At 44.2% G+C, this 15,104-nt stretch carries 14 protein-coding genes; 12 read left to right on the plus strand and 2 right to left on the minus strand.

Features of this window, described 5'->3' with window-relative positions; genetic code table 11:
- Positions 1–3: 3 nt before the first annotated feature.
- The 12 genes from OCU46_RS20055 (at position 4) to OCU46_RS20110 (ending at position 13,257) form a co-directional block, all read left to right on the plus strand.
- Complete coding sequence (locus OCU46_RS20055) at positions 4–945, plus strand: DUF58 domain-containing protein (protein WP_141269068.1); 942 nt, start codon at positions 4–6, stop codon at positions 943–945.
- A gap of 5 nt (positions 946–950) precedes the next feature.
- A complete protein-coding gene (locus OCU46_RS20060) occupies positions 951–1,454 on the plus strand; it encodes a DUF4381 domain-containing protein (protein WP_141269066.1) in 504 nt (167 codons plus the stop codon).
- Positions 1,447–2,472 carry a vWA domain-containing protein gene (locus tag OCU46_RS20065; RefSeq protein ID WP_141269064.1) on the plus strand — a complete coding sequence of 342 codons (1,026 nt, stop codon included), beginning with the start codon at positions 1,447–1,449 and terminating at the stop codon, positions 2,470–2,472. The genes OCU46_RS20060 and OCU46_RS20065 overlap by 8 nt, the downstream gene beginning before the upstream one ends.
- Entirely contained in the window at positions 2,465–3,448 is a 984-nt protein-coding gene (locus tag OCU46_RS20070; protein ID WP_141269062.1) for a VWA domain-containing protein, read from the plus strand. Before OCU46_RS20065 ends, OCU46_RS20070 begins: the two co-directional genes overlap by 8 nt.
- Positions 3,442–4,071, plus strand: a complete 630-nt coding sequence (locus OCU46_RS20075; protein WP_141269060.1) for a hypothetical protein — start codon at positions 3,442–3,444, stop codon at positions 4,069–4,071. The genes OCU46_RS20070 and OCU46_RS20075 overlap by 7 nt, the downstream gene beginning before the upstream one ends.
- Complete coding sequence (locus OCU46_RS20080; RefSeq protein ID WP_141269058.1) at positions 4,058–5,383, plus strand: BatD family protein; 1,326 nt, start codon at positions 4,058–4,060, stop codon at positions 5,381–5,383. The genes OCU46_RS20075 and OCU46_RS20080 overlap by 14 nt, the downstream gene beginning before the upstream one ends.
- A gap of 281 nt (positions 5,384–5,664) precedes the next feature.
- Positions 5,665–6,747, plus strand: coding sequence for a glycosyltransferase (locus tag OCU46_RS20085; protein ID WP_141269056.1), 1,083 nt, complete (start codon positions 5,665–5,667; stop codon positions 6,745–6,747).
- A 2-nt stretch (positions 6,748–6,749) separates the two neighbouring features.
- The gene (locus OCU46_RS20090) at positions 6,750–7,922 is read left to right on the plus strand and encodes a glycosyltransferase family 2 protein (protein ID WP_141269054.1); all 1,173 of its coding nucleotides are present in this window, start codon (positions 6,750–6,752) and stop codon (positions 7,920–7,922) included.
- 25 nt (positions 7,923–7,947) lie between these two features.
- A complete protein-coding gene (locus tag OCU46_RS20095; protein ID WP_141269052.1) occupies positions 7,948–8,586 on the plus strand; it encodes a sugar transferase in 639 nt (212 codons plus the stop codon).
- A 248-nt stretch (positions 8,587–8,834) separates the two neighbouring features.
- On the plus strand, positions 8,835–10,982 hold the full coding sequence (locus OCU46_RS20100; protein ID WP_141269050.1) for an LruC domain-containing protein: 2,148 nt from the start codon (positions 8,835–8,837) through the stop codon (positions 10,980–10,982).
- Positions 10,983–11,006: 24 nt separating this feature from the next.
- Entirely contained in the window at positions 11,007–11,501 is a 495-nt protein-coding gene (locus OCU46_RS20105) for a hypothetical protein (RefSeq protein WP_141269048.1), read from the plus strand.
- Between the two features lie 280 nt (positions 11,502–11,781).
- Positions 11,782–13,257, plus strand: a complete 1,476-nt coding sequence (locus OCU46_RS20110) for a pyridoxal phosphate-dependent decarboxylase family protein (RefSeq protein WP_141269046.1) — start codon at positions 11,782–11,784, stop codon at positions 13,255–13,257.
- Here the strand turns inward: OCU46_RS20110 and OCU46_RS20115 are convergent.
- Positions 13,254–14,102 (minus strand): hypothetical protein, encoded by an 849-nt coding sequence (locus OCU46_RS20115; RefSeq protein ID WP_141269044.1) that lies wholly within the window; start codon positions 14,100–14,102, stop codon positions 13,254–13,256. The two genes, OCU46_RS20110 and OCU46_RS20115, sit on opposite strands and share 4 nt — an antisense overlap.
- A gap of 218 nt (positions 14,103–14,320) precedes the next feature.
- Entirely contained in the window at positions 14,321–15,079 is a 759-nt protein-coding gene (cobA, locus tag OCU46_RS20120; protein WP_141269042.1) for a uroporphyrinogen-III C-methyltransferase, read from the minus strand.
- Positions 15,080–15,104 lie beyond the last annotated feature (25 nt).

Here is a 15,104-nt window from a genome sequence, read left to right on the forward strand (position 1 = left end):
AACATGGCCAAATCCAACTCCATAGATCCGCAATTAGACCCACAAATCTACACCGATTTGAAGTCGTTGCGTTTAATGAAATACAAGGCGACTGGCTTTGATTTTCTGCCACCTCAGCCCGTGAACAGCCTATTGACTGGCCGCCACGTATCAAAGCTTAGAGGGCGCGGCTTAAATTTTGAAGAAATGCGTCACTACCACATCGGTGACGACATTCGCACCATGGATTGGAAAGTCACCATGCGAACGGGTAAGCCGCATGTAAAGATATTCTCTGAAGAGCGGGAACGAAACGTTTACCTACTTGTTGACCAAAGAACCAATATGTTTTTTGGTAGCACAGGGAAAATGAAATCGGTCATCGCCGCTGAAATCGCCGCTCTGATTGCGTGGAAAGTCACTGACTCGACAGATCGTGTTGGTGCCATCATTTATAACGATACTGTTGCAGTGCCTATCGCCCCGCAACGCAGTGCGAATCATGTATTAAAAATCTTAAATGAGATTGTGATTAAGAATCATCAATTGAAGGTGGGCATTGCCGAGGACTCTCAAGGCAACTCATTTAGCAAACTGTTTCATCAAGCCTCCCGTTTGGTTAAGCACGATGCCTTAGTCATCTTGATCACTGACGGCTATGGCTACAACGAACAAAGCGAAGAGCAAATCAAAACCTTGTGTAAACACAATGATGTCGTGTTGTGCCATGTGACTGATCCCCTAGAGCATAACCTAGCGGAGCTGGACAAGATGGTACTCAGCGATGGCGAAATGCAATTAGCCATTACCGGTAAGCAGACCCAGCTTAAAGAGCGCTTTGCACAAGATGTTACTGAGACACTAGATAACTTTGCCCGAGTCGCCAAAAAATATCGAATTCCGGTCATCAATATCAATACCGTTCAACCTGCGGATCAGCAGTTACGAAAAGCACTTGGAGCTTAATTCTGATGAGTACCACCGTTGAAACACTGAAGCCCATGAGTATGAACTCAATGTTGTCAGGGTTGGCAGAGCCGTCGCTACCAGAAAACATATCATGGATTCCCAATGCACCGGGTTGGTATGTTGTTGCGGGTATCATCATCTGCGTAGTCTTGTATCGCGCCTACCTTGCTTACCGTCAATATCAAGCCAATGCTTACCGACGCATGGCTTTGATTGAACTAGATAAACTACAAAAACACTCCGAAGGGGTTAAGCAAATACCTCATTTGCTTCGAAAAACCGCACTGGATGCATACCCGCGCAGCCTAGTATCTCCATTACTCGGATCTCAATGGGAGCAGTGGTTAGATGAACAATGCCAAGGTAGTCAATTTTCAACACAGTTTAATGGGCTATTGGCTTCATTATCTTACTCACCAAAAGTAAGTATCGACCAACATCAGAGTCAAGGTTTGTATGCACAAGTGGCTCATTGGATACAACATCATGAGGTAAATCATGGTTGAATTTGAATACCCTCTCGCCTTTTTGTTAGCCGTATTACCACTATTGGTTTATCGCTTTTTTCCTGCTTATAAGGAATCTAAAAATGCACTTCAAGTACCATTTTTTGAGCGTCTCGTTTCTGTCTCAGAGGATAAACCCTCGCAAAGCGCGACTTTGCTAAAGAGAAGAAAAATCCAATGGGCATTAGTCGTCATTAGTTACCTGTCTTTGGTGGCCGCAATAGCAAAGCCTATGTGGGTGGGTGAACCCATAGAACAAAAAAAGTCAGCTAGAGAGATCATGGTTGCACTGGACTTATCTGGTTCCATGTCCGAAAAAGACTTCACAGATGATAAAGGCAATAAACACGATCGCTTATACATTGCGAAACAAGTTCTTAGTGATTTCGCTAAAGGACGTGAGCACGATCGACTAGGGCTTATCTTGTTTGCGGATGCCGCATACGTTCAGGCCCCTTTCACTGAAGATACTAAGACTTGGTTGTCACTGTTGGAAAATGTACAGCTTGGCTATGCAGGGTTTCAAACAGCGTTTGGGGATGCTATCGGCCTTTCTATTGCAGTATTTGAACAAGAGCAAAGCAAGCAACGCGTCATGATCTTATTGACTGATGGTGACGACACCAGCTCAAAAATGCCTCCAGTAAAAGCTGCCGAAATTGCAGCCAAATATGGAGTAAAAATTTATACCATTGCCATTGGTGACCCAAGTACTGAGGGACGATACAAGATGGATCTCCCTACCCTTGAGAAGGTTTCAGAGATTACAGGTGGCCAAATGTTTCATGCCATGAACCGAGCTGAACTTAACCAAGCGTACGCCACTATCGATGAACTAGAACAGCAAGAATTCGAACTATTGACTCATAGACCTCGTCATAGTCTGCATCACTGGGCATTTGGCATTAGTTTCATGTTTAATTTGCTAGCTGCACTGCTTGTATTTGCAAGCCACGCAGGGCGCAACAAGCGTGTAAAAGAGGTGCTCACTCGCACGCAAGAGGGTCCAAATGAATAATGTATTAGATTGGGGACTAATGGGTGACATCAGCAATTTCCATTTCATGCGCCCATGGTGGTTATTAGCTCTGATACCGTTAATCGCGATACAGCGCCTAATGACCAAACAAGAAGACTTAATTGCTCAGTGGCAGTCCGTGATGTCAACAAACATCATTGCGCATCTGACACTGAATCAACAGCGCGGTAGTTGGCTAACACCTCTGAAACTGTTTTTGATTTTCTCAGTGTTATCAACAATCGTGATGGCTGGTCCAACATGGAAAAAACAAGCTTCACCGTTTTTTGAAGATAATGCTGAGTTAATCGTCGCGTTAGATGTATCAGGCTCTATGTCGCAAACGGATATTCAGCCCTCACGACTTGAACGCGCCAAACAAAAGATCTCCCAGTTGGCAGACCTAAGAGGCGATGCTAAAACTGGCTTAGTGGTTTACGGCGGAAGCTCTCACGTTGCTATGCCCGTAACCAAAGATAGAGAGTTGTTTCGTTACTTCTTAGATGTGCTGGACCCTACTTTGTTACCTGACAACCAAAGTAAACCAGAATCAGTGATTAAACCGATCGTACAACTATTAACTGAGTCAAAGGTGCCATCGACCGTACTTATCGTCACCGATAAAACCGACCAGAAAGCGATCGACAAAATGACACAAGAGTTTTCCTCTTTGGAGCATCAAGTATTGGTCTGGGCAATGGGAGAAAACCCAGACAGTGGGCGAGACGCGGGTCAAGGTTTATCAAACACGCAGATACAACAACTTGAAAGCCTGGCTAAATCTGGGCACGGCTCAATGACCCTATTTACCCATGACTCAACAGATGTTGAACAGGTGTATAGAGATATTCAGAGCAACTTATTTGCTGTAAATGACAAAGCCCAACCGTGGGTTGATTCAGGCTATCCGCTGTTGTTTTTGTTACTGCCTATTCAACTAATGTGGTTTAGACGAGGATGGACATTGCAATGGTAACCAAGAAGAAATCTCCCACCCACTGGTTCAAGGGAAGATCAGGTTGGCAATGGACACTCATAGTTGCAGTAGCCATAACGTTTTGGGGAGTCATGTCCCCAGCACGCTTTATGGACTTTTGGCTGACTAAGGATCAACAGGGACAGTTTTACTTCGAGCAAGGGGAATATGCCAAAGCTCAGGCTTCATTTGATTCAGAGAGTTGGCAAGCTCACAGCGCCTACCTTGCAGGGGACTTTCAGAGTGCTATGGCGTTGCTTAAAGGACGTGACGATGCAAAATCAAAATACCTGCTAGCGAACGTATTTGCCTATTCAAATCAGTTTGAGCAAGCCAAAGCTCTCTATGTTGAGTTGAGTCAAAACCCTGAACTATCGCAAGAGATGCAACAAAACATAGCAGTGATGAACGCTGCCATCGAAAAGTTAAAAAATGCGCCTTTGGATAAAAAAGAAGGCGAGAAAGTCATTGATGACAGAAACATGGCCACCAGCGAAGAAGAAGCTTCGGAAGGCACGCCAGCAGAGCTCTCTAATGAGGTTTGGTTAAAGCAGGTTAGACAAGATCCTTCAAAGTTCTTGCGACAAAAATTTCAACAGGAATACGCGAATGAGCAAGAGTAATCACTCGATGAATTGGGCTTTTAAGTGGCTTTCATCAGTATCGTTGGGGTTGATACTGCTGTCGGTATGCAATATCTCTTTTGCCAATGTGCTTCAGCCGATCATTGATGACGAGCAATTGACACTTTCGGTACAGGTTAAAAACGAAAGCGTTGTTCCCAAGCAACAAGTTTTGGTTGAGGTTGAGATGAGTAGCACGCAGCCGTTTGAAGATGCAATGGTAATGCCCTACCTCGATTTGAAAAACGCAGTAGTAAAAAACGACGACCAGCAAGTTACGCGCTCCGCACGGATGCTAGATGGCGAAAAGTGGTATACACAAACAACCAAGCTGTATATCTATCCTCTTACCGCAGGAACATTTGTAATACCAAGCTTTGACGTTGCAGTAGCGCTTAATAACGAATCGGGAAGTCCATTGAAAGGCAGTGTTTCTTCAAAAGAAACAACCTTTAGTGTTCAAAAGCCTTCTTCAATGGAGACGACTAACGAACTTGTAACAGGCACCAATGCTGATTTTACACTGACAACGGATAAACCTATCAGTGATGCCTTTGAGGTAGGTGAAGCTGTGGTATTAACCTACCAACTAACGGTAAAGAACTCACATATGATGCTTCTTCCTGATGTAAAGGTGCCAGATATTAGCGGTGTTGAGGTCTACGAAAAACCAGTAGCTAAAGAGAATATCTTTGATCGTCTAAGCAAGCGAAATACTGCGGCTTTGACCCAAGCCGTTACGGTGGTATTCCAAGAATCCGGGAAGTTAATTATCCCCTCGCAGTCAATAAAGTGGTGGGATACTGAAGCTAAACAGCTAAAGACACTGACCACTGAACCAATCGAGTTTCAAGTCGGTGCTAGTGGCGCGCTCATTGAAGATCATGATCTTGTTGCAGACATTACCAAGTTTGGGTCTCAATACGGCGTGTACTTCCTTGGCCTGTTCTGTTTTGCCGGTCTTAGTATCGATATCGTTTTAAAACGTAGAGCGAGGCCAAACTCTGAAGAAAAGACGCCAGCCAAAATCGACGTAAATACTGAAATTAAGCAGTATAAATCAGCCATCGAAGGTCAACGCTTCTCAGAAGCGGTCGACCACCTTTATCTGATAGCAGGAAACCGCACATTTTCCGATAAACTAGATAGCGAATCTGCCTTGATCTGGAAGCAACTACTGAGCTATTCCTTTGCTAAGGACAAACACAAGCAACCGCTGACACCGCAACAAGCACAGATTTTGCTCAGTGCGGTCACTAACACGGAATCCACATCAAAACCTGAAGGTTTTGATTGGCGGCTTAACCCATAAAACCGGTTTGATATCATCAATGAGTAGAAAATCGACAGGTATTGGCCTGTCGATTTTACTTTTGTCTTTCATTGGACGTCGCCTTACCCTTCCGCCCGCTCCAACATTTCAAAATACTCTCCCTTTCCTTTCAAAATGATTCTCAAAGTAAGAAATCCTGTTTCCAGTCTGAGAAAACAAAGTTAAAACAGTCACTTAAAGTTGGCACGACTCCTGCAACACCCAGTCATTAGATAACAACATTGCCAGTAACACTCTAAGACTTTATACAAGGAATCGTCATGAACAAGGATATGAAAACAGTCGTTCACGTAGTTCAACATCTCTCCCCTGGCGGTATAGAGAGCTTGGCACTGGACTTCGTTTCTTTTAGTAGTCGCGACCACGACGTTTACATTGTCAGTTTGCAGGGAACCAAAGAACAAGCCCTAGCGAAGTGGCCAAAGCTAAAAGCATTTGCAGAACAGTTAGTATTCCTCAATAAACCCGATGCCTTTAGTCTTAAGACGATATCCGATCTTTGCGCTTTATTTAAAGAATTACACGTCGACGTTGTACATACTCATCATATTGGTCCCCTGCTGTACGCGGGCTTGGCAGCAAAGCAGTGTGGTATCAAATCGAAACTCCATACAGAACACGACGTATGGCATCTAAACAGCTTTAAACACCGCCAACTGCAGCGTGCTTTATTGATGTGGGTACAGCCCATGGTTGTTGCGGATGCGTTTAAAGTGGAAAAACGACTGGATGAACTATTCACCCACTCAAAACTCACAACCATCCATAATGGCATTGATACCTTGCGCTTTGTGGAGGGACAAAAACAAGCCTCTAGAGAAGCGTTAAACCTTCCCAAAGACAAAACGATTGTAGGTACAGCAGGTAGATTAGAATCGGTGAAGGGGCATGATCTCTTAATCAAAGCCGTCAACGAGCTACCTCATCACTACCTACTGGCGATTGCCGGAGACGGTTCGCAACATGACAAACTTAAAACCCTCACCGCTTCCTTGGGCCTAAATGAACGAGTCTTTTTTCTCGGCCGATTGGAAGATATGCCTCGGTTTTATCAGAGCTTGGATTTGTTTTGCCTTCCTTCTCGCCATGAAGGATTTCCTTTAACCGCCATTGAAGCGCAATCTTGTGGAACGCCTACCTTGGTAACTGATGTTGGCGCCTCTGCCGAAACCCTGTGTCCAGATAGCGGGTTATTGGTAGAAGCAAACTGTTCTAAGAAACTCGCAGAAGCAATCAACGCCTTCAAGCCATCTAGCACCTCACCTAGAGCCCATGTTGTTAAAAAACACGATATTCGTGACGTAGTCTCTCGCTACCAACAACTCGCTAATATTGGAGCTTAATTATGTCGACTTATCACGCAATACTGATTACCGTTTTTACTGTCGCTAGTTTTCTTATCATCTACCACCACGTGGGATACCCGCTACTACTTAAACTCATTGCTAAGCGCACAGCAAAACAAGAAGCTACTGTTGCAGGCCGTCATTTTCAACACACGGCGCAAGACAATGAACGCCCGTCTATTACTATTGTTATCCCTGCATACAATGAAGAAGAATGGATTGCAGACAAAATCCGCAACACTGCCTCATTAGATTACCCCGCGCAAAAGCTATCGGTAAAAATAATCTGTGATGGGTGTAGCGACCAGACCGTGAATGTTGCAACCGCGACCATACAAGAAGCTATTTGTGCTGATACGCTATTCGAAGTCGTTGAGCACAAGCAGAATAGAGGCAAGGTCGCCATCATCAATGAAGCCATGGAGTCGATCCAGTCAGACCTCACCGTACTCAGTGATGTTACTTCGCTGATATCTATCGACGCCTTGTTGATCGCAGAGTCCCACTTTCAAAATGAACAAGTTGGTGTGGTCAACGGCACCTACTCCCTATTTGATTGTGGAAGTGAAGGGGAAGAGAAATATTGGCAGTATCAAAGCAGCATCAAGTCCGCAGAAGCAAATCTTGCAACTTCTATTGGTTCACACGGCGCATTCTACGTATTTCGCAGTCACCTGTTCCAACCATTAGCTTCTAACAGCATCAATGACGATTTTATTTTACCAATGCGTATCGTTGAGAAGGGCTACTTAGCAGATTACGACACCAATGTAATCGCTACAGAAATGCAACCCACACAACTTAGCGACGACTTTGCACGTAGACTAAGAATCTCGGCGGGGAACATGCAACAGGCCATTACCCTCATTGGCTTGTTTCATCCCAAGTTTAAAGCCATCGCTTTCGCTTTCTTTTCTGGGAAAGGACTGAGATTGCTAATGCCATACCTAATGTTTGCCACCCTTGTCAGTAGCGCATTATTACAGCAGTACGCTGTTTTTCAGGTAGCGTTTTATCTACAGCTAGCGGTTTATGCCACTAGCCTGATCTGTTGGGTTTGCCCTCCTTTGTTGTCGTTCAAACCCTTTGGACTTATCCACTACATCTTATTAGGGCATACCGCCAATCTAATCGGCGGCCTACGCTATCTTGTTATCAAAAACAGTCACTAACTTACTCGTTTAAAAGGAATTAGCTATGTACACGCTAACTAAAAAGAACAATACCATCACCTTCGGCAAACGCTTTTTTGATGTGACTGGCTCACTTATCGGTATCACCTTGATGTTACCTTTGCTGCCATTTATCGCGATTGCCATCCTAGGGACTTCCAAGGGGCCATTATTCTATCGTCAATTACGAGTAGGAAAGTCTACACCGAATGAAATGGCGCTATTTGAAATCATCAAGTTTCGCACCATGTATCAAGATGCAGAGACCAAAGGCGCGGCGTGGGCAACTAAACACGACCCTCGCATCACTCCTGTAGGTCGTTTTTTAAGAAAGACTCGCTTAGACGAACTACCACAACTGTTTAACGTGCTAAAGGGCGAAATGTCGCTAATTGGCCCTCGCCCTGAGCGCCCAGTATTTTACAAAACCTTAGAAAAAGAGATCCCATTTTTTGCTGACCGTACCTATGGCGTACTACCTGGAATTACTGGACTTGCCCAAGTAAATCAAGGCTACGATACCTCTATAGAAGATGTGCGATCCAAGGTAGGATACGATCATAGCTACGCTCTATCTCATAACTCTGTTCGTAATTGGTTCGTCACTGATTTTCAAATCACAGTTAAAACGCTGCGCATCATGGTTGATGGAAGAGGACAGTAATTCCTGAAAGCTACTTCATTTTAAGTTGTAAGAATCTCCTTTTGCCCAACCTAGCTGGGCTTTTTTTTAATTGTAGAGTGAGGATTTGCTGGGTTTTCTCAAAATGAGAATCAAATAAGCAACAATATCTATATTTACCCTCTTTTATGCCCTTTAAAGTTGGCACGCATCTTGGAATACCTTTAGTACGAACAACACCAGCCAGTAACTCACTACTACTGCGGCCATCAACGTATAGGGAAATCAACATGTCAAACCGCAAAGGATTCAACAAAAGTCTTTTGGGCATTTTAGTTGCAACAGGAGCGACCTTCATCGCTCCTGAAACCAAAGCAGCTGCATTTGAAACCTGCCCAAGTAAAGCCTACTTGTTTCAAGCAAACCCGGTTCAGGTATACGGAGTAAACTTGGTCACTGGCCAGACAGCGCTGTTACAAGGAGACACCGGACTTAACACTAACATCAACGCCGTTGGCTTTGACTTCGAGAGCCGATATATCTATGGCTACGACACAGGCAATAAACAAATTGTACGCCTAGGTGATAACTTTCAAGCAGAAGTACTTAACACCGTAGGTTTGCCTACTGACCACACCTTTTATGTGGGTGATGTTTTCAATAATGTTTATTTTCTTTATCGTAAAGGCAAAGGCTTATTTAAGATTGATCTTGCACCTCTCGACGATGATCCAAGTACCTATCTTGTAGTAGAACAAATCAGTAACACAGCAACTATCCAATTGACTGACTTTGCATTTCATCCCGGTGACGAATCGCTTTATGGTATTGATAACGGCAGTGGCATTCTTTATCGCTTTGACACATCAACGGGAGCAGCTACGGCTATAGGTGATACTGGTGTAACAGGCACCTTTGGAGCAGGTTATTTTGATGTGACCGGCAACTACTATGTATCACGTAATAACGATGGCAATATCTATCGCGTGGATCTCTCTGATCCGGCAAAAATCGCAGAAGGTGATGTGCCAGCGGTGAAATTTGCTGACGGGCCTGCTTCTTCTCAAAATGACGGTGCACGCTGTGCCAACGCCCCGCTGATTGATGAAGACTCGATGATTGATTTTGGTGACGCTCCAGACAGTTACTTAACCACATTAATGAGCAACGGTCCTCGACATCAGCTTGATGGTGTCACCTATTTAGGCAATCAAGCACCCGACGGTGAACAAGATGGGCTTATCGCGCCATTAAGCGACGACACAACAGGCATTGCAGATGAATCTGGCGTTGGCTTTGTTACTGCCATTGAGCCGGGGTTAGACTCAATCGTGAGCGTCAATGCCTCTACACAAGGCTACCTGTCTGCATGGTTTGACTGGAACCAGGACGGCGACTTCGATGACGAAGGAGAAAAGGTTTTTTCAGATGTTCAACTCTCTGCAGGTCTAAACGCGTTGCCGTTTACCGTAGATTACAACGCGGTAGATGGACGCACCTGGACGCGCTTTAGATTTAGTCAACAACAAGGGCTAGATTACTTTGGGGGCGCAACCTCAGGTGAGGTAGAAGATCACCCTATCAATGTCTCAACTGCTGGAATCACAATTAGACATTTCCCAAGCGAAACCGGTTATGCCACCCTAGCCTATGAAGATAACTGGCCATATACAGCCGATTACGACATGAACGATGTAGTAATGCACTACAGAATCACAGAAGTACTGCGTGATAATCAGGTAGAGAAATCTTTAGTTCAGGGCCGCTTAGCCGCCGTTGGCGCTGATTATCACAATGGTTTTGCAGTGCGCTTACAAGGTATACAACAAAGCGATATAGATGCGCTATTAACCCGTCAATATCACAACGGTGTTTTGCTTGAAAATAACGGCTTAGAGCTCGACAGTAATGAAGCCATTTTCATTATAGAAAATGATCTTACAGACTATAAAACCAATACCTGTTCGTTCTTCAGAACTCAGATTGAATGTGTCGAAGACGAAAACTTTAGCTTTGAGCTGCATATTACTCTAGACAGCAACAGCGACCGTAGTAGCCTTATCGCTATGCCTTATGACCCCTTCATCTTCGCGACACCTGGATACTACCACGGTGAAGGGCTGCCGTTTCAGCCAGGACGTCAATGGGAAGTTCACTTAGCCGATTATGCACCTACCGAGAAATTTAATGGTGATGCCATGTATAACCTAGGAGTAGATGCAAGTAATCCAGAACAAGGCACTTACTTTAAAACCGACAACAATCTACCTTGGGCGCTATTAATGACCGAAGAATGGAGATGGCCTCTAGAGCGAACTGACCTAGTTCATGCCTACCCTGAGTTTGCAGAATATGCAGAATCAGGTGGTAAAGAAAAAACCACATGGCACAAGCGTAACCGCTCTAATCGCTCAAAAATTTACGACCTATCAAACTAAGCTAGGACTATAGAGGATTTCATTATGAATACATTGACTAAAACAACATCCATTCTAGCGGTTTTGATGCTGACAGCGTGTGGAGGAGGAGGTGGTGGCTCTGACTCATCATCAGGTGCAGCGCAAGTTGACGAACCCGTCGTGAGCTCTGACACTGCAGAAGCAGAAGGCTCATCAAGTCCACAAGTACCGCTTCGCTCAATGCAAGATTTAGCCGTTCCAGATGACTTCGACTACAATCCAACACAGTCTGTCGATGTCCTAGTGGATATCAGCGGTGTTAGCACTGAACGTGCCTATATATCCTTATATAGCGAATACAACGAAAGCAATGATGGGACACTTACACCAGACTACGCTTATCGCATTGCTAACGGCGCACTTAATAACGGTACGGGCGATTTGACCATCACCTACGCTAAGGAGTACACAAGTTTGCTCGCCGAAATTTGGTTTTACGACGGTACAGCGCCCATTCAACAAATCATTACTAGAGATAACAGCGACATCGTTTATTAATAGCTAATCGTGAATACACTACAACAATGCCACCGTTAATGGTGGCATTTTTTATGCGCTTTTTTAGACAGCAAGTGAAAGAAAATGCCATCTCTCCTTTGATTCCAATGTGTTTGAGAAATAATCTAACCCTAAAGGGAGGCTTAGACTTACTCACACCATTGAACAGGACATTAAATAAATCATCAGCCTTGTTAGTCACAAATAACCTATTCTTTATACTCCTTTAGCACTCTGGCTATGCATCATGCTTTAATGCCCCCCAAAAAAGGCGAAGAATGTGAAACAGGATAAAGCGGAAACCGAGCACGTTGAGCATTACTTAACCCGTATTGGTAAATCGCTGGATAAGTATTTACGCTTTGAACATCAAGACGCATTGTGCCCATCAGCAACTTGGCAACAAGAACTATCAGAGACTGTTCCACAAAAAGGACTAGGAATTGATCCTGTAATAGAACTGCTCAATCATACCGTTATTCCAAATGGCTCTGCCATTGTTAAGCCGGGATTTACTTCCTATATCACCACTGGCGCAACCACAATTGCAACCGTAGCGAGCACCGCAGCCTCTGTTGCCTCTCCTCAACGATACACTCGTACGGCGTTTAATTACCTTGAAGAGCTCTCGTTAGATTGGCTGGCGGATATGTTGCAACTCAATAATATGAAAGGTGTTTACAGTAGTGGTGGATCCGTTGCTAATCTAATTGCCTTGGGAGGAGCCCGTCAGTTTACATTTGAAAAATTAGGCATCGATGTCGCAGCAGAGGGCGTAAATAAGCCGGTGAGAGTTTACGCTAGCGAAGAATGTCATCACACAATACAACGCTCTATGGGTGTACTAGGCCTAGCCCGAAAATCCGTGGTGTCAATTGACGTTGATTCGCAAGGCCGCATACAAATCAGTGATCTCGAGGAAAAGCTAAATAAAGATATCTCACAAGGAAAACTGCCCATGGCCATTATAGTCAGCGCCGGAACAACGAATAGAGGGGTTATAGATCCTTTGTTTGCGATGGGCACGCTAGCTAAAAGACACAATATTTGGTTTCATGTTGACGGTGCCTATGGCCTGCCAGGTATCTTAGATGAGAGACTAAAAGAATCATATAAAGGGTTAGAACTTGCACACTCGGTAATCACTGACCCGCACAAATGGCTTGGAGCATCGGTAGGTATCGCTGCAACCTTCGTTAGAGATAGAGAATTATTAGCTCGTGCATTTACTCAAGAACCTGCCGATTATTTGGAAGGCACCGTTGAGGCCAGTCAACACGATCACTCAACTCAATCTCAGCAATTAAAACACTCTCTGGATAGCTTTGGCATTCCCTTTTTTGACTACAGCGTAGAACTGAGCGCACCGTGTCGTGGCGTTGTGGTTTGGGCGATGATTAAAGAAATTGGGGTACAAGGAATGCGAGAGCGCATTATGCGCCACAATGATATGGCAAATGAAACGGCTAACCTTGTTAGTCAGCATGCGCAGCTAGAATTACTTGGAAATCCAGAGTTATCTATTTGCTGCTTTCGGTTTAACGATCCCAAAGTAAAGGACCTGAATACATTTAACCAACAACTTCATCGACAACTGATACGCGAAAATAACTATCTGCCCAGCACCACCAAGGTCAATGGCAACCTCGCCATCAGACCTTGTTATATAGGTGCAAGAACGGAATTTAAGCATGTTCAAGGTTTAATCAACTCGGTTGTTAAAATTGGTCGTGTTTTATTAGAAACCGAAGCTTAATTAGCCGACTCGGTGAGTGCTCTTTGATGTTCAGCAATGACTTTGATTCTTTCTACAATATCTTCGAAGTGCTTTTTATCCGCATTAGAATAAAAGACAATGGCCCCGTCTTGAATAGTCCACCCATCTCGATTCTGATCTAGCATTTCAATGATACTTTTCACTTCTTGAAGAGCCGAAAGCTCGGCTTTCCACATTTCATTTTGCTGCTTCGAATGGAGAATCTGCGAATCGATATAATTATCTTCCATATGAGCACTGGCTTCATTGTCATACAGTTGCTGCTCTAACTCATGGACCTGCTGCTGGGTTTGCAATAAATGATTCAATATGGCTGATTTAGTGTCTTTGATAATGGCGTAGCTTTCCACTAAATCTGTATCGTTTTGAAGTCGAGAAATATCCAAAATCGAATACCAACCTGACTCCATCACCGCCTGTTGGTAGCTCTGATTGAGGTCTGTAGGTTGCGGTAAGGTGATTGGGTCTTGATTTTGCTGAATCTGTGACGGCGCGACAACGATAGAGATGCTGGGCTCTTGATATTGTTGTTGGGATACGGAGTGTGAACCAATAAAACGGCCGATACCTAGAGCCGCAATAATAATCACTAAGGACCATATTGCTCTAACCGTACGACGAGCACTGGTAAAGAAAATCAGCAATAAACCCCAGCAAAATAAAATGCTAGCGAGCCATTGCCAACTATTGGCAAAAAACGACGCGTGTGTCAGTGGCGCCGAATACCCTTGATAGGTAGACAAAGACGTAACCAGTGCTAATCCGAATAGGAAATACACTAGACTACCTGAAAGCGATGTCGCTCCCAGAATTCGTTTTCTCATATTTAGCTTTCCTTGCTAAAGCGTAACTGCGCTATTCGAGGTTTCTTCCTGAAACTCTCATTACAGCTTTCAGTTATAACAATAGATCGAGTTAGGATCATTTGCACCATTTGGAAGCGAATTTACTACCTCGCTCACAACAACCATTCTAAATTGTGCAACTCTTATAAGCTCCATTTCATAAGCGCTCCTACCCCAACCAATCGTTTGAAGTATTTTTATTCGAACCAACTCAGTTGTGAATGTAGGCTTGTTACGCTGCCTACTACAATCAGAGACGGACTTTCTGCATCTTGAGCTATTGCCGATAACTGAGAAAGTGTTCCAGTTAACACTCGCTGCTGAGGTGTGGTACCACGCTCAATGATTGCAATAGAAGTGTCTTCCGATAAACCGGCAGTTATTAGCTTATCTTGAATATTACCGCTTTCTTTTAGGCCCATATAGAACACTAATGTTGTATTTCCCTTGGATAAGCTCGCCCAATCGATATCCATGCCTTCTTTTTTAAGATGACCGGTAATAAAGTGAACGCTTTGCGCATGATCTCTATGGGTTAATGGGATCCCGGCATAAGCGGTGCAACCTGCAGCTGCAGTAATACCCGGTACCACCTCAAATGGGATCTGCTCTAGAGCCAATTTCTCTAGTTCTTCACCACCACGACCAAAGATAAACGGGTCGCCACCTTTAAGGCGAACAACATGTTTATCTTGCTGCGCTTTTTCAACCAATACTTGATTGATCTGATCTTGCGGTACGCAGTGATGATTTAGACGCTTACCTACGTAAATAAGTTCCGCATCAGAGTTAACGAGTTCCATGATTTCAGGTGATACCAAACGGTCATACACAATCACTTCTGCTTTTTGGATCAGACGTAATGCCTTCACAGTCAAAAGATCGGGATCACCTGGGCCAGCTCCGACCAAAGAAACAAATCCACCTTGATTTGAAGAGATTGATTTAGACGTCATAGAAAGCTCTCTAATGCAAAGTGCC

Origin of the sequence: Vibrio comitans (assembly GCA_024346835.1) — a bacterium.
Taxonomy (GTDB): domain Bacteria; phylum Pseudomonadota; class Gammaproteobacteria; order Enterobacterales; family Vibrionaceae; genus Vibrio; species Vibrio comitans.

Coding starts and splice junctions, on each gene's coding strand:
- OCU46_RS20055 (WP_141269068.1), top strand. CDS start 4: ATGGCCAAATCCAACTCCATAGATCCGCAATTAGACCCACAAATCTAC.
- OCU46_RS20060 (WP_141269066.1), top strand. CDS start 951: ATGAGTACCACCGTTGAAACACTGAAGCCCATGAGTATGAACTCAATG.
- OCU46_RS20065 (WP_141269064.1), top strand. CDS start 1,447: ATGGTTGAATTTGAATACCCTCTCGCCTTTTTGTTAGCCGTATTACCA.
- OCU46_RS20070 (WP_141269062.1), top strand. CDS start 2,465: ATGAATAATGTATTAGATTGGGGACTAATGGGTGACATCAGCAATTTC.
- OCU46_RS20075 (WP_141269060.1), top strand. CDS start 3,442: ATGGTAACCAAGAAGAAATCTCCCACCCACTGGTTCAAGGGAAGATCA.
- OCU46_RS20080 (WP_141269058.1), top strand. CDS start 4,058: ATGAGCAAGAGTAATCACTCGATGAATTGGGCTTTTAAGTGGCTTTCA.
- OCU46_RS20085 (WP_141269056.1), top strand. CDS start 5,665: ATGAACAAGGATATGAAAACAGTCGTTCACGTAGTTCAACATCTCTCC.
- OCU46_RS20090 (WP_141269054.1), top strand. CDS start 6,750: ATGTCGACTTATCACGCAATACTGATTACCGTTTTTACTGTCGCTAGT.
- OCU46_RS20095 (WP_141269052.1), top strand. CDS start 7,948: ATGTACACGCTAACTAAAAAGAACAATACCATCACCTTCGGCAAACGC.
- OCU46_RS20100 (WP_141269050.1), top strand. CDS start 8,835: ATGTCAAACCGCAAAGGATTCAACAAAAGTCTTTTGGGCATTTTAGTT.
- OCU46_RS20105 (WP_141269048.1), top strand. CDS start 11,007: ATGAATACATTGACTAAAACAACATCCATTCTAGCGGTTTTGATGCTG.
- OCU46_RS20115 (WP_141269044.1), bottom strand. CDS start 14,102: ATGAGAAAACGAATTCTGGGAGCGACATCGCTTTCAGGTAGTCTAGTG.
- cobA (WP_141269042.1), bottom strand. CDS start 15,079: ATGACGTCTAAATCAATCTCTTCAAATCAAGGTGGATTTGTTTCTTTG.